At 51.8% G+C, this 20,339-nt stretch carries 19 protein-coding genes; 3 read left to right on the top strand and 16 right to left on the bottom strand.

Features of this window, described 5'->3' with window-relative positions:
• Positions 1-1,046 precede the first annotated feature (1,046 nt).
• The 12 genes from AC3CB2_RS23295 to AC3CB2_RS23240 form a co-directional block, all read right to left on the bottom strand.
• Positions 1,047-1,667 (bottom strand): TetR/AcrR family transcriptional regulator, encoded by a 621-nt coding sequence (locus tag AC3CB2_RS23295; RefSeq protein WP_352936621.1) that lies wholly within the window; start codon positions 1,665-1,667, stop codon positions 1,047-1,049.
• Positions 1,668-1,678: 11 nt separating this feature from the next.
• Positions 1,679-2,536 carry a crotonase/enoyl-CoA hydratase family protein gene (locus AC3CB2_RS23290; protein ID WP_352936623.1) on the bottom strand — a complete coding sequence of 286 codons (858 nt, stop codon included), beginning with the start codon at positions 2,534-2,536 and terminating at the stop codon, positions 1,679-1,681.
• 105 nt (positions 2,537-2,641) lie between these two features.
• A complete protein-coding gene (locus AC3CB2_RS23285; RefSeq protein ID WP_352936625.1) occupies positions 2,642-3,742 on the bottom strand; it encodes a serine hydrolase domain-containing protein in 1,101 nt (366 codons plus the stop codon).
• 120 nt (positions 3,743-3,862) lie between these two features.
• Complete coding sequence (locus AC3CB2_RS23280) at positions 3,863-4,405, bottom strand: hypothetical protein (protein WP_352936627.1); 543 nt, start codon at positions 4,403-4,405, stop codon at positions 3,863-3,865.
• A gap of 136 nt (positions 4,406-4,541) precedes the next feature.
• On the bottom strand, positions 4,542-7,766 hold the full coding sequence (locus tag AC3CB2_RS23275; protein ID WP_352936629.1) for a 2Fe-2S iron-sulfur cluster-binding protein: 3,225 nt from the start codon (positions 7,764-7,766) through the stop codon (positions 4,542-4,544).
• Between the two features lie 469 nt (positions 7,767-8,235).
• Positions 8,236-8,619, bottom strand: coding sequence for a hypothetical protein (locus tag AC3CB2_RS23270; protein WP_008552632.1), 384 nt, complete (start codon positions 8,617-8,619; stop codon positions 8,236-8,238).
• 225 nt (positions 8,620-8,844) lie between these two features.
• The gene (locus AC3CB2_RS23265; RefSeq protein WP_352936631.1) at positions 8,845-9,381 is read right to left on the bottom strand and encodes an AAA family ATPase; all 537 of its coding nucleotides are present in this window, start codon (positions 9,379-9,381) and stop codon (positions 8,845-8,847) included.
• 24 nt (positions 9,382-9,405) lie between these two features.
• Entirely contained in the window at positions 9,406-10,539 is a 1,134-nt protein-coding gene (locus AC3CB2_RS23260; RefSeq protein ID WP_352936633.1) for a helix-turn-helix transcriptional regulator, read from the bottom strand.
• 50 nt (positions 10,540-10,589) lie between these two features.
• The gene (locus AC3CB2_RS23255; protein ID WP_352936635.1) at positions 10,590-11,720 is read right to left on the bottom strand and encodes a helix-turn-helix transcriptional regulator; all 1,131 of its coding nucleotides are present in this window, start codon (positions 11,718-11,720) and stop codon (positions 10,590-10,592) included.
• Between the two features lie 8 nt (positions 11,721-11,728).
• On the bottom strand, positions 11,729-12,862 hold the full coding sequence (locus AC3CB2_RS23250; RefSeq protein ID WP_352936637.1) for a helix-turn-helix transcriptional regulator: 1,134 nt from the start codon (positions 12,860-12,862) through the stop codon (positions 11,729-11,731).
• A gap of 224 nt (positions 12,863-13,086) precedes the next feature.
• Positions 13,087-14,403: a sensor histidine kinase gene (locus tag AC3CB2_RS23245; RefSeq protein WP_352936639.1), complete on the bottom strand. Its 1,317-nt coding sequence runs from the start codon at positions 14,401-14,403 to the stop codon at positions 13,087-13,089.
• Positions 14,393-15,097 carry a response regulator transcription factor gene (locus AC3CB2_RS23240; protein ID WP_352936641.1) on the bottom strand — a complete coding sequence of 235 codons (705 nt, stop codon included), beginning with the start codon at positions 15,095-15,097 and terminating at the stop codon, positions 14,393-14,395. The genes AC3CB2_RS23245 and AC3CB2_RS23240 overlap by 11 nt, the downstream gene beginning before the upstream one ends.
• A 222-nt stretch (positions 15,098-15,319) precedes the next feature.
• On the opposite strand from AC3CB2_RS23240, the gene AC3CB2_RS23235 reads away from it, so the two are divergent.
• Positions 15,320-15,730: an OsmC family protein gene (locus tag AC3CB2_RS23235; protein WP_352936643.1), complete on the top strand. Its 411-nt coding sequence runs from the start codon at positions 15,320-15,322 to the stop codon at positions 15,728-15,730.
• A gap of 14 nt (positions 15,731-15,744) precedes the next feature.
• Here the strand turns inward: AC3CB2_RS23235 and AC3CB2_RS23230 are convergent, their stop codons facing one another.
• Entirely contained in the window at positions 15,745-16,770 is a 1,026-nt protein-coding gene (locus AC3CB2_RS23230) for an NADP-dependent oxidoreductase (protein WP_352936644.1), read from the bottom strand.
• A 75-nt stretch (positions 16,771-16,845) separates the two neighbouring features.
• Positions 16,846-17,697, bottom strand: coding sequence for a PhzF family phenazine biosynthesis protein (locus AC3CB2_RS23225; protein ID WP_352936646.1), 852 nt, complete (start codon positions 17,695-17,697; stop codon positions 16,846-16,848).
• A gap of 114 nt (positions 17,698-17,811) precedes the next feature.
• Between AC3CB2_RS23225 and AC3CB2_RS23220 the strand changes: the two genes are divergently transcribed.
• On the top strand, positions 17,812-18,267 hold the full coding sequence (locus AC3CB2_RS23220; protein ID WP_008552661.1) for an Lrp/AsnC family transcriptional regulator: 456 nt from the start codon (positions 17,812-17,814) through the stop codon (positions 18,265-18,267).
• 44 nt (positions 18,268-18,311) lie between these two features.
• Positions 18,312-18,971, top strand: coding sequence for a hypothetical protein (locus tag AC3CB2_RS23215; RefSeq protein WP_352936648.1), 660 nt, complete (start codon positions 18,312-18,314; stop codon positions 18,969-18,971).
• Here the strand turns inward: AC3CB2_RS23215 and plsY are convergent.
• Positions 18,968-19,591, bottom strand: coding sequence for a glycerol-3-phosphate 1-O-acyltransferase PlsY (plsY, locus tag AC3CB2_RS23210; RefSeq protein ID WP_352936650.1), 624 nt, complete (start codon positions 19,589-19,591; stop codon positions 18,968-18,970). The two genes, AC3CB2_RS23215 and plsY, sit on opposite strands and share 4 nt — an antisense overlap.
• A gap of 11 nt (positions 19,592-19,602) precedes the next feature.
• Positions 19,603-20,193 (bottom strand): TetR/AcrR family transcriptional regulator, encoded by a 591-nt coding sequence (locus tag AC3CB2_RS23205; protein ID WP_352936652.1) that lies wholly within the window; start codon positions 20,191-20,193, stop codon positions 19,603-19,605.
• Positions 20,194-20,339 lie beyond the last annotated feature (146 nt).

Raw genomic sequence — 20,339 nt, 5'->3', positions numbered from 1 at the left:
TTATAGGCGTACCAGCCCCACCCGTCAACACGCAAATCCCAAAAAAACCAAACTATCTGCGAAAAACTAAAATTCGAACAAAAACAACACCTCATATATCATTCCAATCACACACCAACACACCCCAAAAACCCCGCAAACAAGCCAAAAACAACGCAAACCAGACACAATAATTAACAAATCCAAAATTTGCACAGACACAGGGAAAACTCAAAACAACAAAACCAAAAGGTCGAAAGCCAAAAAGAGACTACCAAGCAAGATAGCTAAGGAGCCCAAAGACACAGGGCTCAGGGCTCAGGGCTCAGGGCTCAGACAAAGTCGGGCAGTCAGGACAATGAGCCAGTGACAACCTCTAACAGGTAACATGAGGAAATCAGATCAGCAGAGCATCCCAACTCCACATCAAAGCCAGTTTGCGTTCTTTTGCGCAAAAGTGCATTAAACACCACCAAATTACGTTGCTATGTCAGCAAAGCACCAAACACACTCAATCTGCGGACAGAGTTAAAGAGCGAGAGGGCCGGACAAGCCGAAGACAAAAGACACGGCCTTATTCCCCTTAAGCCAACACTTATCACCGCAGTCACAAAACTTATGCCCGCAAAGACGAACCCCACACAGCAGCAAACATAGTCAGACCAGATACCAGCACCACTAGCTCACACCAAAACCCGGCCATTCCACCAAACGCTCAAACCAGGTCCGCCTCAAGCCCCAACTTGACACCAATCGCAAACCAGAACCCGTTTACAGCCACCAGTTCACCAGCACCAAAGTCTCAAGGAGAACATTACGGGAATGGACCACGACCAAAACACACTCCATGCTCTAACCACGCAACATCGCAGACGGACAAGTCCGGGATCTTTGACAACTGAAGAATGAAAAGCACTTCCTCACTGCGAAGCTAGGAGAGGTATGCAATGCAGGCTAGTCCCTCAGGCTTTGACCACACCTACGAGCGATCATGCACCAAACCGAAGCGGCGAATGACTGCCAGTAGCGCAAGCTAAAAAAGGAGGTAACGCCGAAAGCCAACATCATTACTTACGCAAAAACTGCTCCAGCAAGTAACGCCCTTTAAATTGCCAATGCGACAGGCGTCCAGTATGTCCCATAACCAGCAAGCCCATACAGTGAGCGATGGATCCTGCAGTCCATTCCTTTGCTAGATCACCAAACTCAACAGCAGCGCTGCATTCAATCACACGAACGGTCGCACCGACCTGGCGATTGAGGACAGCATCAAGCTCACGGCCCAGACCAACCGGCTTGAGACCGTTGAACAGATATAGACCAAGTGCGAGGTCATCTGGGCGACTGTCATAAAAGTCAAAGAATGCAAGCACTCCGGCAGAGGCAGACTGTGTAGGAAATGCAGCACCCTCGATTGCTTCAGTCACCGCATGATGAAGCTGTTCAAGCGTTTCTTGCAGGACAGCACAATAGAGCTCTTCCTTTCCGTGAAAGTAAGGATAGATGGCTCCTGTCGTACAACCTGCAGCCCGGGCGATGGAGCGCATTGAAGCTCCATCAAGTCCGTCCTGTGAAAACACGTCGCGGGCAGCTTTGACAATGAGTGAACAGCGAGCTTCACGCAAATGCTCAGCCCGCTTCTGCCGTGCCTCAGCTTCTGCATCTTCCTGATGATTTAAGTTGGCCATAGTCACTTACATTATAGAGGAGCATTTATCGGTCTGTTTGCGGTCCAGTCAAAAGTACCTTGATCACGCTCACGAACAGCCTGCTTCCAGGAGACATCTTCAGCGCGCTTCTTGAAGTTCACCCCTTCCGGGCTATGGCGAGTAATGCCATCAAACAGCGTGGCAATCATTTGTGTCTGATAAAGCCCCATAGATTCGATCGCCTGATTGATCATGAGTTTTTGCATCATCAACTGGTTTACTGGAATGCCCGCCATGCGCTCTGCCAGTCTTTCGACTTCCGCATCAAGCTGATCAGCTGGTACTGCCTTGTGAACCAGACCGATGCGCTCAGCCTCACGGCCATCAATCTTATCACCTGTCAGTAGCATACGCTTCGCACGTTCAGCACCAAGCCGGTACACCCACATCGCAGTCGTTGGACAGCCCCAAACACGCACCGGCATGTAGCCGATATGAGCATCTTCCGACATCACGATCATATCTGAACACAGAGCAATATCAGAACCACCAGCAACGGCATGGCCATGCACCTTAGCGATAACAGGCCGATAACTGCGCCATAATGACATGAACAGGTCCGTATTCTGCTTCATGAAGGCATAATCCTTCATCGGGTCCCATGGCATTTCTTGAACACCCGGGTTGCTGCCTTCGGTTTCGGCATAAGCTGTCAGATCATAACCTGCACAAAATGCCGGGCCGTTTCCTCCCAGCACGATCACATGAACACCATCATCTGCATTGGCTCGTGCCACACAGGCAGCCAATTCATGCGGAATATCCATATCAATGGCATTCATCACATCAGGTCGGTTCAGTGTAATGCGCGCAATCCGGCCGTCTTTCTCATAAAGTACCTTTGCCATAATCCCCTCCCATAACGACTCAATTAAAATATAACAGTGTTATATTTAGAGGAATTGGCCAAAAGAAGAACCCGGCAACACCGTCAGTTACCGGGTTGTAAGGAGCTAGAGCTTTTCCAGATTAGGAAGCGCCATACGATCAAGGACGAGAAGCGGCGTGATCCACTGATCCGGGCGATTGTAAGCACCGCAGAAAACAGTGACGACAATATCAAGAGCCGGCACCACAAAAAGTCGTTGCCCACCATTCCCAGCACCTGAGATGACAGGAAAAGCACGATTGGCCGCTGGTACGAAATGCTCCTGCCAATACCAGGAATTGCTGTAGTGCGAACCAAACGCAGTTCTCACCTGCGGCGCTATATAAGTCTCAAGCCATTCTTGAGGAACAATCTGTCGCTCATTCCATCGCCCACCAGCAGCAACCATCTGACCAATGCGGGTCAATCCTTCTGCCGTCAATCTTAGGCCGGAAGCTGGAGAAGGAACCCCATCCGAGCCACGCATCCATTGGAACTGCGAAATGCCGAGAGGTTCGAACAGCTGCTCTTTGGCAAACACCTCAAGATCCTGCCCCGTTCCTAAAGAAATCAATTGCCCCAACAAAGCAGTGCAACCGCCATTATAATGCCAACGCACGCCTGGCTGCTCAAGGATCGGGCGATCCAGAACAAAGCGATATCTATCTGGAGCATTCTCCATCATGATTTCACTGTTGCGTGGGTCAGAGTACGGCAAATCTTCGTTCCACTCAGTACCCATCGTCATGTTCAGCGCATTGCTGATGGTCCAGGCAGCACGCTGCGGGTCTTCTTTCAGATCCGCATAGTCTGGAAAAGCGTCGAGTAAAGGCGCATCGGGTGTCGGCACCTTGCCCATCCCCAAAGCGATACCATAGAGCAAGCTGGTAATGCTCTTGGTCACAGAGCGCAGATCATGCAGCGTGTCACGCTCAAACTTCACAGTGCCTAGATCATCTGCCCAGGCAAAATCCCGCCCTTCAAAAAAGTGCTCAAACACAACCTTGTCGCCATGGGCAATCATCACACCATGCAAATCGGTCAGCAGCCCCGATTTCACGCCAAGTTCCAGTTTCTCAGAAAGATCATGCGTTGTTTGGAACTGAGCCTGCACCGCTCCAGTTCCGGCAGCTAAGGTCATGGTTCCAACCGCCATTTTCAGCACACTCCGTCTGTTCATTGTCATTCTGATGATCCTATTCCAGTGCCGAGATGTCCCCTTGCTCGCAAAACGTGCGACGAAAAGGCGTGAGAAGGTTGAGAGTAATCCCGGCAGAAAAGCCAGCTGGCAAAATTCTAGTAGTGTTTATTGTGGTTCCAAAACGGAAAAATCAAAGATTTTGGAGAGATCATTGAAGGTAGTACGCTGCGCTGCTGTCATTGTCTCACCGTCTGAAAGCCCGGCATAAAGCATTGCCTGCAAATCATGGGAGACATCCGGCCCAGCCAGTTTGCTTAACTGTTTTGCTAACTTCACAGCAGCAGTGTGTGCATCATTGCACTGGCCAGTGAACCAATGCCCAAGTGCGAGGATCTCCTTCGCCTCTTCAACGCTTACATGTAACCGCTTGCTGATCTCAGTTTGAAGCCTGAACTTTTGCTCTGTGGTTGGGGTATCGCCGACTTCCATAAAGGCAACAGCCAGACTGCCTCCCGCAATTCGGGCGTCATCAATCGTAAAAATGGGATGTTTGCCAGCCTTACGCTGGTAGGAAAAGCGCCGAATAGCTAACCTGGCATCGTTTGCCTTATCAACGACCTCAGCACCAACTTCCGCTGCATTTCGAATGCGATTATACCAGATCAACCCAGCCGCCAGCAACGCGACCACACCAAGAATGAAATGCATTGGAACCTTCAGCAATAATTATAAATAAATCAAGAAATAAGTTGCTACTGAAGGTAATGCCGCCTTTAAGCTTCATCAAGGCGGAAACTCATAGCTCCGCCCTGAAATCTCAAAGAAAACACTGCAAAATTTTCACTTAAAGCTCAAGCAGAAGCTCTGCGCCTGCGTCTTTTGCACGTGAGCAGCATAGAACCAGAGTGTCTTCCTTCTCTTTTCCACTCAGTACAAAGTCACGGTGCTCAACATCGGCACCCTTGTATTTTGCGGTGCAGACGCCGCAAATACCGTCCGAGCACTTGGTAGGAACAGAAATACCCTTCTCATTCAGTACATCCGCTGCACTCTTATCCTCCGGGATCTCAATACGTTCACCCGTTGAGGCCAGTTTCACAAAGAAGCTGGTGTTCACATAGTCGCCCTGATCCGGAACGGAGAAATACTCCTTGTGTAGGCTCTCCTCCGCCCAACCATTTGCAGCAGCCGTATCCAACACCCCATCCATGAAGACATCAGGGCCACATGTATAGACATGATAGCCATCCTCATAGCCGGCGAGAATGGACTTCAGATCAGCGCGCGTTCCTTCACTAGAACAATGAATGAAGGCTTTATCTGCCCACTGCGCGTTTTGAATTTCTTCGATGAAACCCGCTTTGTGGCGATGACGGAAGCAGTAATGTAACTCAAAAGGCTTGCCGAGTGCATGCAGCCGGTGCGCCATAGCGATCATCGGCGTTACCCCGATACCGCCACCAAACAAGAGTGTCTTCTTCGCATCTTCATGCAAAGGGAAATGATTGATCGGCTTGGAAATGAACACACGGCGCCCTTCGTGGAAGATCCGGTGCATCAGCGCAGAACCGCCGCGCCCTTCTTTTTCTTCCAAAACGCCAATAACATACTTGCTATTGTCTGCCGGATCACCCGCTAGCGAGTATTGGCGCAGGAACTCAGGCGCAACAACCACATCAATATGGGCTCCTGCCTCAAATATAGGAAGCGGAGAACCATCATCCAGTGTGAACTCGTAACGCGACACGCCTTCAGCTTCCACATTCACTTTTGACAGGCGCACCGCCAGAACAGGCGAGGAGCTTGCACTCACCTCGTACACAGGAGCAAGATCGTTAGACCCGGAAGCGAGGCGAGCCTTGTACTCCTTAGCTGAAATCATGCCCTGATAGGCTTTGATGCCCGCTTCACGGTCCATCATAAACGGGAACGGCCATGGATGCGGTGCGAGGTTGGCTGGGTACACGGCAAGGGTCTGGTCTTCGTATTTCAGGTCGAGGTCCAGCTGCAGCTCACGCGCGTTGGTCTCCTCCGCAATCACGTAGTTACCTTCGCCGCTGGCAACCAGATCCCACCACCATTTCTTGACGGGGTTGATGGAACCGTTGCCCAGCTTGTCATCAAGCTTGGCCAGCATTTTGGCCGAAGATGGCATTTTCATCGCTGTCCAACGGAACGGTGCTTCGCTGAACAAGCCCTCAAGGTTCCACGGACAGGTTTTCATACAGCGGCCACACAAGGAGCCAGCTGGTTGAGACACGCGGTAGCGAGCGCATTTTTCAGAGTCTGATTTCCAGATCTCATAGCCGTTGAACATACGCTTCGGCCCGGCAGTGATTGCGCCTGATGGACACTCACGGGCGCACTTGTTACAGCTTTCGCAGAAACGCTGCAGGCCGAAGTCGATGGGCTTGTCATAGGTAAACGGCATATCGGTGGTTACGACGCCGGACTTCAGACGCGGGCCGAGGTACGGATTCAGAATAACCTCGCCAATGCGGCTCACTTCGCCAAGGCCGGAAAGCAGCAGCAGTGGTGGTTGGAGCACCTCGCCGTCCACGACAGAGTGACACCGCGCCGGATAACCAAGACGGCGGATCTGCTCAGCCACGATACCGCCGATGATGGAGGTACGCAGATAAGCACGCATGGACTGAGCGCCGGAGATCCAGTCATCTCCGCTGGCCCCCTCCATCGTCTCATGGCCCTGATCCACCAGAATGGAGATCGCGTTCTTATGATACGGCGTAATCGGCTCGCCGCGCGCATCGTGAGAGTAATAGGCATAGTCCGGGCAGCGGGACAGTCCAACGGCGTCCGCACCAAGGAAATACAGCGCAGACTTCACATTGGCCGCGTTCTTATCCGGATCCATCGCGCTCGGCGCAACTTCCGGCGCTGTATCACCGTCCTGCAGCAAAATCAGTGCGGCTAGTGCGCGGCGGGCGCAGTATCCCATCGGGTTCTTTGCCAGATAGCCGCCGTTTTTGGCAGCCTCCTGCAACGGTTTGCCCATATCGCCAAACAGCGCACGCGCAAACATGTCGGTTCGCTTGGGAACGCGAGGCACGCGCGGCTCATCAATGAAGGTGGTTGTCTCTTCAACCCGCTTGATCCGCTCAAACGGAAACGCCCCCATGTGATAGTCACGGTTTTCAAAAGGCTTGCGGTTGAAGGCATTTTTAAACGTCCCCATACCCAGCTGCCAGGCAGGGCCGTGAGAACTCCAGATATCCGCCAGGTTGCGAGGCGCAAGCGGCTGGTCCGGTGTCAGCTCTAGCGTGGTGGTGATGGCTGCTAGCGTGAACTCACGGCCAACATACGGATTGGAGACAACCGTCTCACCATCCTTCTCCACCACCTCAACGAGACCTGCAGAAACCGCCAGCCGGTTCAGATCCACATCCGCACTGCTGGTGGTGTGCGCACGCGCCTCCACACCCAGCAGGCGCAGATAGTTGGCCAACACCACAGCCACTTCCGCCGCCCGAATGGCAGAGCGCTGTTCGCAGGTGCCGGTGATCCAGTCCCCGCCCGGCTCGTCAGCTCTTGGTGCGCGCGGATGTTCCATCAACACAACAAGCGCAGAACCATGATGCGTCACTGGTCCGGGCGTGGCAGCTGCACTGTCGCGCACATCAGCCATGGTCACGTCGATACCGGCCGCGAGCGTCTTGGGTTGGAACGTCTGCAGATCCTTCGCAAGCTTATCCAGATCTGGGTTGCGCAATGGCTGATCAAGGAAGTGCTCAGGAACCAGATCACAGGTCCCCATCATGGTCGCATCAAAGAAGTAACCCGCGGCCTTCAGATGATTGGCCCGCTCTTGCGGATCATCAGGAATCTCAGAGAGCTTGGCATTGTGCGCACCGTCACGGATCGCATCCATGATCGCGCTGAACGACGCCATCGAGTTGCTCAGGATCTCGGGATTATCAGCTTGAGAATAAATCGTCGGCTGCACACGGGGCACACGTCCCAGATCAACAGCCTCGTGCGTCCGCTTCAGTCGTTCAGAAGGATACGGCCCAAGATGAACCTTTCTGTTTTTGTATGAAAACAGACGCATAATATTCTCCCCCAACCGGTGTGAGCTTGGCGATGCTCTTATTCCGGTTTTTTAAGCAGCAGCAGTAGTACAGCCCTCCCCGACCGGACCACCGCGAAAATTCAACAATCAACTCATAGGCATTGCTGAGCTCATGTCAACAATAAGCACCCGGATCACGGCGACGTGAAAGGAAAGCCGCAGCTAAACGACAATATAATTGCCAGCAAAGCGACCACAATTGAGATTTTCACTCAAATTACCTCGCATTTGAGGGGATACTGCCAGTTTCAACCCTGCAACACCCTTTCTCAATTCCATCTGCCGGAACCGGCCAGAGGCACCCCAGCAAGCCGTAGAAGCAGCATATGATCACTAAATCCGCTTCAGCCAAATCACAGAGATGCGGAGGACTACGCCATCATCCGCACATAAAAAAGAGGCTCAGCATTTTCAGCTGAACCTCTTATGCGATGGAGCCTGCGAGCTTTTACTTGATCTCAATCTCATAGGTATTTCCGCCGGAGATCACGCGACCCGACGTGTACATCCGAAACTTCGTCACCACTTTATCTGTGCCACGAAAGTCCTTGTCCGGCGAGTAGTACATGATCAGATCGTTCGTCACCTTGCCCGCGCACTTACCTGCAGAACTTGGCAAAGCAGAGCGGGATTGCACAAAGCGTACAACACCATGCTCCGGCTTTTTAACGAAAGAGACCTTGGGCAGCTCTGCGGAGCCGCAGGTTTCAGGAACGTAATAGCTATAAACGTTGAGTTTTGCAGTGCGATTGGCTGCAACCTGCTTCCGGATGATCTCTGCATTTACACTGAATGAGAACATCACAAACACGAAGACTAAAAAATACTTCATCGCAATTCTCCCAAAATTTAAATCAAAATTATATAAACTAGAGAATCGACAAAGCACAATAAAACATATGTAATATTCATATTGAGCACACAGATAGATCTATTCTTTAATTTCAAGCATCTCCTTTACGTCAGGTTCTACTTTAGCAAAACAACACAAGCTAATATTTAGAATGCAAACTCTAGTTTTACATCAAATTCTTATAAATCATTGATTGTGCAAGGCTCATGCAGATATTCGCAGCACTTGAGCGACCAGTTCCTCTCGCGCAAGCCGTCCATCCAATCGTAAGGCAGGCTTGCCGCAGCTTTTCATCCACGCCTCATGCCGATGCCGGCTTCTGCCAGTAAACTCAGGGTCTTCGTATTGGGATGCCCAAGTAAAGAAGGCTTCATGAATCTCAAACATGTCCCCACCTTCTAGAATGCGGTCTCCAAAACGCTCCTGTTCTCGCTTCTTCAGGCGTTGCAACCGCAACTCTTGCGGCAAGCTGAGAAAAACAATCAAGGTCGCGTCCGCTATAAAATCTTTGGCCCAGTTCTCGCAGGCACCAGTCAGCACCCAACTTCCGTCTCCCAGAGCTGGCGCCATAAGCTTCACCCGCTCTTCCTTAGGTCGCTTAATGGAAAACGGTGGATCTGTTTGCTCCCAGAAGTAATCGTCTGAATCCGCATGAGGAATGGAAAGGGCTTGTGACAAGCCACGCCCAAGCGTGGTTGACCCGGAGCAGGAAGCCCCGAAAACATAAATTCGATTGTGCATCGCTAAAACCTTTTAAAAAGGCAATCAGGAAGGGATCCGCGCGGCAAGATCACTGGCAAACCGAACAAGCTCACTTTGCGAGACAAAGCCAACCTTCTCAGTTATTCGTGCCAGATGATTACGCGCAGTGTTATAACTAATCTGCATTTTGTCAGCTGTCTCGCGCATTGACAGCCCACCCACAAGACATTGCACCAACTCAGCTTCTCGCGGTGAAATACTCAGATAGCTCTGCAGCATCTGAACGTCAGTCACCGGAAGATCTGCCGGATCAATGAGAATGCAAAGGACTGGCTGATATTCACCGAGAAAACAATCAAGATAGGGCTGTGTCGCCATTAAAGTTTCAAGCGGAACTGCGGCAAAAATCATTGAAGCTCGCTCTTCACTCTGAAGCACACAAGGAACCTGAGGCATCTGTGTTGCGCGTGCCATGTGAACAGAACGCTCAATATGCGCACGATGAGAATGACACTTGCTTGAAAGGGAGACACTACGGTCAACAAGCAGTCTTTCTCCTTTACGCAGCACAGCTTCTCCCCGCTGGTTTGCAAGCGCTACATGCAGGCCATGGTCCAGCACGAAAGCAGCACTCGGTATGCGCTCCAGCCAAAACAACTGATCATCACACTCAAACCGCCGCCGCTCCAACTCCAACCCAAGGGCAAAGGCGGATTGAAAGCTCGGCTTGATAAATTCAAGCATCGCGCAAAGTTCATCATCCTCCTGCCCCACAAACCTTTCTGGCATGGTCGCTGTGATGACAGCACCATCGGTTCCTTTCCGGTGCAGGATAATGCCACGGGAACGATCACACTTGTTCTGTCTGGAAAGGACGCGCTCATAGAACTCAGAGCGCTTGACCTGATCAGGACTAATGAAGCGCTCGCTGTAAATCACTTCATCAAAAGCAGCAGCATCCATGAGAGCTGGAAACGGGTTCACACTCTCTCCCTCCCGCATGTCCTGTTCAAAGCCATCATCGCAGTTCCAAAAAGCAAGATGATGCGTTTTCAGCCTGCGAAAGCACTGGGCCTGCACGCCAAACAACACCTCCGGATACGTGTGCGCCAACGGCTCAAGCGCGCTGAAGATATCCTCGCCAAGGGCCGCGCAGGCATACATGCGTTTCACAAGAGTATCTTGCAGGTTCTGCAACGGGTTTCTCCAGAAGATGTTGGCAGATCAGCGCCAACGAAATAGTCAGTCTAGCGAGGCACTCGCGCTGAAAGGTCACTGGCCAAACGCACCAGTTCACTCTGCGAGCCTAAGGACACCCGGTCGGTAATACGGGCCAGATGGTTGCGGGCGGTGTTGTAGCTGATCTGCATTTTGTCGGCTGTTTCACGAACCGACAAACCAACCACAAGGTTCTGGATCAACTCCGCCTCTCGTTTAGAAACATCCATACACTCCTGCAGATAAGTCACGGGTGCAACGGACAAACTGGACGGATCAATGACAATCGCAAGCACCGCCTCATCCGCAGGAACAAAGCAATCAAGATAAGCAGGCGAGCGTTCCAACACCCGAATGGGTGTCATCGCAAATAGCGCGCCCGGCATAAATTCCCCTTGCAAGGCCAAAGGCCCGACAGGCCTCTTGTTTAGCCGAACACTGGCCACCGTATCTTCCAGCAATTTACGTTGGTTATGAGAGCGGGTGGAAAGCTCACCACGGCAATCCACGTCTATTAAATCTGATGAGCGAAACATCCGTTCTGCCTCAGCATTGGCAACCGCAACATGTAAGCCACGATCAAGGACCATCGCCGCACTGGGAATGCGTTCAAGCCAATGTGCACCGAGATAAGCCTTCTGCTCTCGCTGCCTCAACTCAAGCGCCAGAGAGAATGCACGCTGAAAGTGAGGCCGAATGCGCTCCAACGTATCGCAAAGAAACTGGTCTTCTTTGCCGACAAAATCATCCGGCATTGTAAACGCAACAATCGCCGCATCCCCATCCTTCCGATGCATCAGAAAGCCACGAGAGCGATCAAACGTGTTTCGCTTGCTCAAAACTCGCTCATAAAACTCCGAGCGCTTGACCATGTCCGGCGTAATATAGCGCTCGCTGTAAAGAACGGATTGAAACGGGATAATCGCAGCCAATGGCGGAAACGGATTGCAGCTCCCGGCCTCATCCATGTCCTCCGCCATCCCTTCCTCAGCATTTTGAAAGGACATGTAATAGTAGTCATTGTTCAGATAACACTGCACCTGAACACCAAACAAAACATCGCGGTTAGCAGCAGCAAGACCTTCAAAAACCTGCCCAAGATCCTGCCCCAGTATCACACTGGAGTACATTCTCCCGATCAGGTCTTCAGCAACGCTCATCTCACCCTCTATCGCGGCACTCTCGCTGCCAGATCACTCGCAAGACGCACCAACTCACTTTGTGAGTTCACGGAAACCTTGTCGGCAATACGCGCCATATGATTGCGGGCGGTGTTGTAGCTGATGTCCAGCGCATGCGAGGTTTCTCCCATGGAAGCGCCCTGGACCAGATGCTGTAGCAACTCTGCCTCTCGCTTTGAGATGCCAAAGTAATGTTGCAGGTTCTCCAGCTCTGCCAGTGGTCGATCGCCCGGATCCATAATCATGCAAAGCAATGGCTGCAGCCCGCGCACAAACGGTGCCAGATAAGCGGGCGTTTCAGCCAACACGTCGATAGGCATCACCACAAAGAATGGATTAGGCGCGGCCTCTCCCTCCAACACCAAAGGCCCCAACGGCTTGCTCGTCACCCGGCATTTGGTAACCGCATCCTCAAACAACTTGCGATGCCCGTTGTGGCGGGAGGAAACCTCACCGCGTCGGTCAATGAAAAAGCTTTCGTTACTGCCAAAGAACACCTCTGCCTGCTTGTTCGCAAAGGCAACATGCATGCCCTGATCCAGAATGAAGGCAGCGCTCGGAATACGATCCAACCAGAACGTATAAGCATCCGTCAGCCCCCGCCGCTGCTCCAAATGCAACGCCACCGAAAACGCACTTTGGAAATGAGGCCTGATTGCTTCCAAGGCTTTTTCCAGCAACTCCGCTTCAGAGCCACCAAAGTCTGACTGAACTGCAATAGAAGCTACAGCCGCTTCAACGCCCTGCCGATGGATCATAAAACCTCGGACACGATCAAAACGGCCATACTTCTTGAAAACCCGATCATAAAAATCAGTATCGCGTATTGCATCGGGGCTAATGAAGTCTTCAGTATGAACAACCGAATGCATTGGAGTGAACTTGGCGATTTTTGGCAGCGGATTGCTGATACCAGCTGCCAACATATCATCTTCCATATCCTCATCGGAATTAAGGAAAGACAGGTAGCGATAATCAAATGAGTTGAGCGAAACGATCTTGTAACAAAATATGGTTTCACGGAACGATGAAGCTATAGGTTCAAAAGCCTCTCCAATATCTTCTCCAAGAGCGATATTGGCGTAGAGCTTCCTCACCATCTCATCATGCACACCCTGCATCAGCCCACCCGAATCGAATAAACACCCTTTCTGTCTCTACGTAAATTAAATAGTAAAAATTCCAGATAGCAACAAATTGAGATAATATTTTCTTCGGATGCCGATGCGAAAAACAATTCACACCGATAACGCTCGAGGAATACCCCCTGAAAAAACTCAGATATTCATGACGAATACAGACAAATACGTACCCCGCCTAGTGAACAACTGCAGCGAACTGTCATTTATGGTTCGCGCGTCTCTTTCAACACCAGTCGCGTCACAATCGCATTGTCTCGCTCTTCAAGAGTGAACTCCCACCCCATCCTCCGGGCGATGCGCTCACACAAGGAAAGCCCGAAGCCAAAGCTCTCTTCATAGATCGAGGCAGCCCCCTCTTTCTTGCCTGTAGCAACCGGATTTTCGATCATGAACACGCCATCACGATAGCTGATCTTGATCTCACCTTTCTGAGCATGCTGGAATGCGTTGCGGATCAGGTTGCCAAACAGAATAAGCAGCGGTGCCTTCGGAAGCTCAGCTTCATCCTCACTCAGATCCAGATGCTCCGTCAGCGGCTTGTTGCCCTTCAGATAGTCCAGCTCCTCAATGCAGCCCATAATCAGCTTCGCAGGCACAAGTTTTTCCACCCGCGGAGGCGCAGAACTCTCCCGCCCCAACCATAACAGCGTCTCAACAATGATCCGCATGTTGAGGTTTGCCCGCTGAATACGCTCCACCGGAACTGCATCTTCCGGATCACTCTCCCGGCTCTTCAGCAGCGAGATGTTGCCGGCAATCACCGTGATCGGCGTCCGCAGCTCATGGCTGGCATAGCGTAGGAACGTCTGCTCCCGTTCCACAAACTCCGAAATCCGCGCCACGGTACGGGAGAGCTTCACGGCCAGATTGTTCAGTTCCCGATACCGGAAGTCCGGCGGTGCTTCGCCCGCATTTTCGCTATCCAGAGACTGTGCCCAGTTCTCCAGCGCTGCGATGGGTTTGATCAGCCGCTTGGAAAGAATGCGGGCACACACAAAGGTCGCCAGCAGGTTGATGAACCCAACAATCGCGAAAGCAATGATGACGACCTGATCCTCTTCAGAGCCTTCAACATACTCCTCCGTGCTCTCAAGCGTGATGTAGAGATTTCGCCCATCTTCAAGCGGATAGATGTAGAGATAGAGGTAATACGTCGACTTGCAGTTGCCCTCCGCATCACACTCTTGATCTTCCTCATCAAAATACAGCTCCAGCGGCTCCAGAACCTCATCCTTAAAGTGCCGCGCCATCTCCGGCGGCAATGTCTCCAGCGAAAATGCGCTTCGGATCAGATAAGTCTCAGGCAGCGGCGCATTCGGATCAACCTGTGCGGCCTCCTCATAGGACCTCCCCAGATCATCCATCATGTAGATGATGCTCTCATCAGAGCCAGCGATAAAGAAGATCGGCAGCAAGAACGTATAGAGCAGCAGCAGCAGAATGACGCTGATGAAGAACGTGATGCCAAGCTCACGAAAGATGCTGCGTCCGCGCACCCCAACGGCTGCCTTACTCGCCATCCACTTTCTCCCGAAGACTGTATCCCCCATTGGCATCGCGATAGATCACCTCAACCTCATCGGGCTGCTGCAGTTGCTGGCGAAGTTTGTAAAGGTGCACATTCAGGCTGTTGCTTTCAGGCGGCTCATCGCCCCACAACGCCCGCTCCAACTGCTCCCGGCTCACAGAGGCCGGACTGTGCTTGACCAGAACACTCAGGATCTTCCAGGCCGTTGGCGACAAACGCAGTACCCGATCCCCACGCTTGGCGATGTTGCGCGCAAAGTCCACCTGCAGATCGGCCAGCTCAAACAGCTTCGACTGCGCACTCCGCCGACCCGACAACGCCCGTAACCGCACCACAAGTTCTTCAAAGGCGAAAGGCTTGACCAGATAATCATCCGTCCCGGCCTCAAACCCGGCCAGCTTGTCAGAAAGCTCATCTCGCGCCGTCAACATCAGCACCGGTCGATCAATCCCTTCACTGCGCAAGGTCTCGCAAACGGTCAGCCCATCCATCTTCGGCAATGTCAGATCAAGGATGATGACGTCAAAGTATCCTTCCCGCGCAAACTCTAGCCCTGCCTCACCGTTATAAGCGTGATCGCAGCTGATGCCGTGCATCTTCAGCACATCAGAAATCGTGCCTGCCAAATCCAGATCATCTTCGATCAGAAGTGCAAGCAGGTTCTCTTTTTCGGTTTGTGCCATCATCTCATTTGCCCAACGTGCTCAACCACCACAAAACTTTCAGGTACACAGCACCCCATGGCAGCATGCATCCCACTCTCAGCATTCATCAATAGGCCATCGCCAATAACCAACGAGTGAACGCTGACGCACTTTCTGCCAACCACAGATATTTACCTGGAGCCTCCACTGGCCATATACATAGCCAAACAACACACCACCCGGAAATGTACCTGAGAAGTCGATATGCCAATCAGAATGAAACCCAAGTCCTATGGCCCCCTCACCGTCGCATCTCATGAGTACGGCCAGTTCTGGGTGACCAACGAGTTCGGGCATCAATACTCAGCAGGACTGGGAGACTCCGATGAGTTCTCCGCTCCATCAGATCTGATCATGTCCGCTCTTGGGTCGTGTATGGCAATCTCTTTGGAAATGGTGGCCAAGCAGCAAAAGGTAGCGCTTGGCAATGTCTACATCACTGTAAACGCGGAAAAGGCATCCACATTGCCCCACCGCTTTGGCAGCTTCCATCTGGAGTTTGCTCTCCCGGAGTTTGAGGACCGAGAGAAAGCAGAGGCCATGCTCAAAGCTGCCAAAGAAATTTGCACAGTGTCCAACACGCTCAACGCAGAGATCAGCTACTCACTCGTTTAGCGCAGAACACCAGCTCAGGCTTTCACAATCATCTTGCCGGTATTGGCGCCAGTGAACAGACCACACAGCGCCTCTGGCAACGTCTCAAAGCCGTCAATCACGGTCTCACTGTACCTGATCTTGCCATCACGCACCCATGGACCCATCACTTTCAGCATTTCATCCATGCGGGCGGTGTAATCCCGCGCCAAAACTCCAGTCATGGTCGCGCGTTTGTACAGGAAGTGATGCAGCAACCGCGGCCCCAAATTCGGCACCTCAAGACCAGATTGATACTGACTGATCTGACCGCAAATGATGATACGTGCCCGCAGTTTCATGCTCTCGATGAAAGCGTCTGTCGTAACGCCGCCCGTGTTGTCGTAATAGATATCGACTCCATCCGGAGCATGTTCCGCAAAAGCCTGCTTCATGCCCTCAACATCGCTCACCTGCCGATAATTGATGGCCGCATCAAAACCAAGTTCTTCGGTGATCCAGCGCGCTTTCTCATCAGAACCAACCACACCAATCACCCGCAGCCCAGCCAACTTGCCGATCTGACCAACGATGGAACCAACCGCACCGGCAGCACCGCTCACCACCAGAGTTTCACCCGGTCTTGGCTTTCCAGCTTCCAGCAAACCGAAGTAGGCAATCCGCCCCGGCATACCAAGCACATGCAACGCTGTTGAGGGCGAAACCTCATCAGCATCCAGCAAGCGGCAGTCTGCAACGGCCCGAAGCCCCGCACTGCGCCAGCCCATATAGGTTTCAACCCAGTCACCTACTTTGAGAGTCGTAACACCCTCACCCACACAGGTGACCCGACCAACAACAGCTGCCCCTTGCACTTCTCCCGTTGGATGCGGTGCTTCCCAGGTATCTTGAGAGCTTTGCTGAATACGCATATATGGGTCGACGGACCAGTACGCCCCTTCAACCACAACCTCACCCCGCACAGGCGTAAGGTCTTGCTCCACTTCCTCATACCGATAGTTCGCCGGAGACACGTCCGCCTCTGGCCGCACCTCATAAATCCACTGTTTAACCAGCACCATGTTCTTCTTCTTTTCAGTAAGAAGCCCGAGGCAGATCTGCCCCGGGCCAAAATATCAGCTCATCAAAAGGCAGTATCAGCGCATCTGGCGCGCACTGCCGGAAATGCGAATGGAGGAACCTGCTTCAGCTGGGATATGAGCAGTAATGAGAGACTTTGATCCCATATCCTCACCCTGCACAATGTGGATTTCACCACCATGAGCCCAGCCAATATCTCGTAAGTAGCCGGAAAACGCCGCCGCAGCAGCGCCTGTAGCTGGGTCTTCAAACACACCCGCTGAGGCAAACGCATTGCGCACATCAAACTCTTGCGGTCCACGAACATGAACCAGCATGATCGTCACCAAGCCCTGTCCAAGCATGAACTGCTTCATGGCTTCCAGATCATAGGCCATCCCAGCCAGCTTGGCCCTGTCACTCAAAGCGAGCACTAGATGGTTTGCACCGCCGTGAATGCGAGCTGGCGGAATGCGAAGGTCCAGATCACTTTCATTTAAACCAAGCAGCCCAAGCAGCTCAGCTTTTACCTCATCTTCCAAGCCCGCACTCTTGGTCAGCGGAGATTGCAAAGCGGCTTGCAGCTGCCCATTCTCCTGCCAGCTCTCAACGGAAATGACGGTTTCATTCAGTTCAAGCTGATGCGTTTTTCGGCCATGTTGCTGAGCCAGCACCGCACCCAATGCAATCGTTGCATGCCCGCAAAACGGCACTTCATTTTCTGGCGAAAAATACCGCACCCGATACCCGTCTTTATCAGCAAGAGGCACTGCAAACACGGTCTCGGAATAGCCGAGATCAGCCGCAATAGACTGCATCTGCGCATCTGGAAGCATCGCCTCCCCCACCAGAACACCAGCAGGGTTGCCACCCTCCTCTCCATGGGAGAATGCCGAGATATGTTGAAGCGCTAAAAGATCTGTCTGCATGAGAACCTCCAATCGTCATGACTGAAAAAATAGCCAGCAACGGCTCTCTGCTATATAGAGAATGAAAGGCGAATTGCACGAAATGCCCTCACATTTTAAAGCGAGAGAACAAAAGTGCCTAAAGAGATAAAACAGCTGGACGAAACTGCCTGCAAAATCCTAGAGATTCTGGAGCGTGATGCCCGCATATCCATCAGCGAGCTGGCCAGTCGCATCGGCCTCTCCGCCCCCAGCACCACAGAGCGTGTCCGCAAACTGGAGCAGGATGGCATCATCACAGGCTTTACGGTAGAGATAAACCCAAAGGCGCTTGGCTACATTCTGGAAGCAATCGTGCGCGTGAAACCAAGCCCAGGCAACTTGCATGTGGTGGAACAACTCATCCTCAACGAGCCCCGCTTCACCTCCTGCGATAAAGTCACCGGAGAAGACTGCTTCGTCACCCGCATCTACCTAAAAGACGTCAGCGAACTCGACGACCTGCTCGACCCACTCCACGAAAAAGCAATGACCAACACCTCAATTGTGAAGGCTTCTCCGATTAAGAACCGGATGGTACCACTACGATGAGTTCTGCTTTAACCAATTAATGAAACTCAGCACAAGATATTCGAATGAAAAGCTATTTTACAGCATTCATAATTTTACTTTTTACTGCAAACTACCAAGCCGATGCGGCTTCCGTTTCGAGCCTATTAAGTAAGGATAAATGCATCAAACTCAGCACCTTACTTAAAGTAGATATGGAGAGTTATCTCGAAAACGAAAAACGCTATATGATGGATCGTAACCCATGCGATGCATTTGGCCTTTTGTATGTCCTCGGCCTTGGTCTCAATCCACCTCCATCAAATCACTTCGATATAAATGTGGGCGCTGCGTACCAATTCTACTATTTTACCAAAACATACCTTCGGAAGAAATCAAAACCGGCAAATACACCTGAGTATACCCAAGAACTCAACGTCTTGAGAAGTTTGACCCTAACAACATTATCAGACGGTGAGATCGAGATCTCCAAGGATAGAAAAGATATCTATCGGGTATTTCTGCTACGAGAACTTTTCTTTACGTCAAGAAATTCAGATGCAGCGAAAAGTGGGCTTCTAATAAGCTTTATCGAGTTATACGCCTATGGCATACCTTTAAGTACTTACAGCGAGGTGGACTGCTTCATCAAACATGACATTCCAAAGTACTCTATCGCAGAAATAAAAAAGTCTCCCAGTTTTCTACACTGCGTCCAGAATTTGCAGCAAGAAGAAGGCGACTAGAAGCTCAGTTTATTCTCAGTACCGGAGAGCAGTCTGCCGATATTTGCGCGGTGCTTGGCAACCACCATGGATGCCATCGCCAGTGCGAAGATCTGAAAGTAGATTGTGTGACCAAACATCGGGATGAAGGAAAGCGCTACGAACAGCAGCGCGGCGCAGATCGAACCCAGTGAAACATAGCGGGTCGCAGCAACGATGAGCACAAAAGACCCCAGACAGCTTGCGGCAATAATCGGATCCAGCATGAACAGCACAGCGGCAGCCGTCAGCACACCTTTGCCGCCTCTGAAGCCGAAAAAGACCGGCCAGTTGTGGCCAACAATAGCCCCAGCTCCGGCAAGCAACATGCTCACACTGTCCACCGCAACACCAGAACCTGCATAAACGCCAAGGTACAGGCCAACCAAACAGGCAACAACGCCCTTCAGGATATCGCCGACAAGAACAACCAGAGCAGCAGGTTTTCCCAGAACACGAAGTGTGTTGGTCAATCCGGCAGACTTGCTGCCATGCTCGCGGATATCCTTGCCATAGGCTTTGCCAACCAACACAGCCGTGCTGATACTGCCCAACAGATAACCCGCTCCAAGAGCTGCAATTAGCTTAATCAGATCAATCACAGGAATAGCCCCTAGCCCACAACGCCCTGTAGCACCAGTTTCTGATGCACCTCGATAATCTCATCAATACTAAGGCGTCCGTCGGGACGATACCAGAAGCAAACGCCAGTCAGCATGGCGATAATGGCAAAAGCAGCGACTTCCAGATCCACTTTGGGGAACGCACCGGCCTTCACACCATCAGAGAGGATATTTCGCAGGTTCGCTTCGTACTGGCTGCGTTTGGTCACAACATCTGCGCGGTAGTCCTCCCCCAGAGACCTCAGCTCCAGATTCGCAATCACAACATCTGCGCGACGCTCAATGTGATAGCGGATGTGAAACGCAACAAAGGCTTTGAGACGGGAAACCGGATCATCTCCCTTGCCTTCCAGCTTCTCCCAATTCTCAATCAGGCTCACCATATGCTGGTTCATCAACGCCTGAAGCAGCTCGTCCTTACTCTCCACATAGCGATAAACAGACCCCGGCTGGACGCCTACTTCAGCTGCAAGCTGACGAAGTGTCATCGCCTCAAAGCCCTTGGCTTCAATCAGCTTTTTCGCTGCGGAGTAGATTGCAGTCTTCGTATCTGCGCCAACGGAGCCTTTGGTTCGTGCCACGATCTGAGCCTTTATCATTCAATATAGGAGACGCAGTCTGTCTGCGCATGCCCGAGTGATGCCTAGCAGTTTTCGGGAAAGAATACGCAACAGGAAATGCGCCCTAAGGGTTATTGCATAGTAACTGAGCGCCTGCTATTAATCAA

This window comes from Pseudovibrio sp. SCP20, from assembly GCF_057774105.1.
This window is presented reverse-complemented; position numbering and strand designations above follow the sequence as displayed.

Excerpts from the sequence above, each read along its gene's own strand:
- AC3CB2_RS23295 (WP_352936621.1), bottom strand. The coding sequence starts at position 1,667 with ATGGCCAACTTAAATCATCAGGAAGATGCAGAAGCTGAGGCACGGCAG.
- AC3CB2_RS23290 (WP_352936623.1), bottom strand. The coding sequence starts at position 2,536 with ATGGCAAAGGTACTTTATGAGAAAGACGGCCGGATTGCGCGCATTACA.
- AC3CB2_RS23285 (WP_352936625.1), bottom strand. The coding sequence starts at position 3,742 with ATGACAATGAACAGACGGAGTGTGCTGAAAATGGCGGTTGGAACCATG.
- AC3CB2_RS23280 (WP_352936627.1), bottom strand. The coding sequence starts at position 4,405 with ATGCATTTCATTCTTGGTGTGGTCGCGTTGCTGGCGGCTGGGTTGATC.
- AC3CB2_RS23275 (WP_352936629.1), bottom strand. The coding sequence starts at position 7,766 with ATGCGTCTGTTTTCATACAAAAACAGAAAGGTTCATCTTGGGCCGTAT.
- AC3CB2_RS23270 (WP_008552632.1), bottom strand. The coding sequence starts at position 8,619 with ATGAAGTATTTTTTAGTCTTCGTGTTTGTGATGTTCTCATTCAGTGTA.
- AC3CB2_RS23265 (WP_352936631.1), bottom strand. The coding sequence starts at position 9,381 with ATGCACAATCGAATTTATGTTTTCGGGGCTTCCTGCTCCGGGTCAACC.
- AC3CB2_RS23255 (WP_352936635.1), bottom strand. The coding sequence starts at position 11,720 with ATGAGCGTTGCTGAAGACCTGATCGGGAGAATGTACTCCAGTGTGATA.
- AC3CB2_RS23250 (WP_352936637.1), bottom strand. The coding sequence starts at position 12,862 with ATGCAGGGTGTGCATGATGAGATGGTGAGGAAGCTCTACGCCAATATC.
- AC3CB2_RS23245 (WP_352936639.1), bottom strand. The coding sequence starts at position 14,403 with ATGGCGAGTAAGGCAGCCGTTGGGGTGCGCGGACGCAGCATCTTTCGT.
- AC3CB2_RS23240 (WP_352936641.1), bottom strand. The coding sequence starts at position 15,097 with ATGATGGCACAAACCGAAAAAGAGAACCTGCTTGCACTTCTGATCGAA.
- AC3CB2_RS23235 (WP_352936643.1), top strand. The coding sequence starts at position 15,320 with ATGCCAATCAGAATGAAACCCAAGTCCTATGGCCCCCTCACCGTCGCA.
- AC3CB2_RS23230 (WP_352936644.1), bottom strand. The coding sequence starts at position 16,770 with ATGGTGCTGGTTAAACAGTGGATTTATGAGGTGCGGCCAGAGGCGGAC.
- AC3CB2_RS23225 (WP_352936646.1), bottom strand. The coding sequence starts at position 17,697 with ATGCAGACAGATCTTTTAGCGCTTCAACATATCTCGGCATTCTCCCAT.
- AC3CB2_RS23215 (WP_352936648.1), top strand. The coding sequence starts at position 18,312 with ATGAAAAGCTATTTTACAGCATTCATAATTTTACTTTTTACTGCAAAC.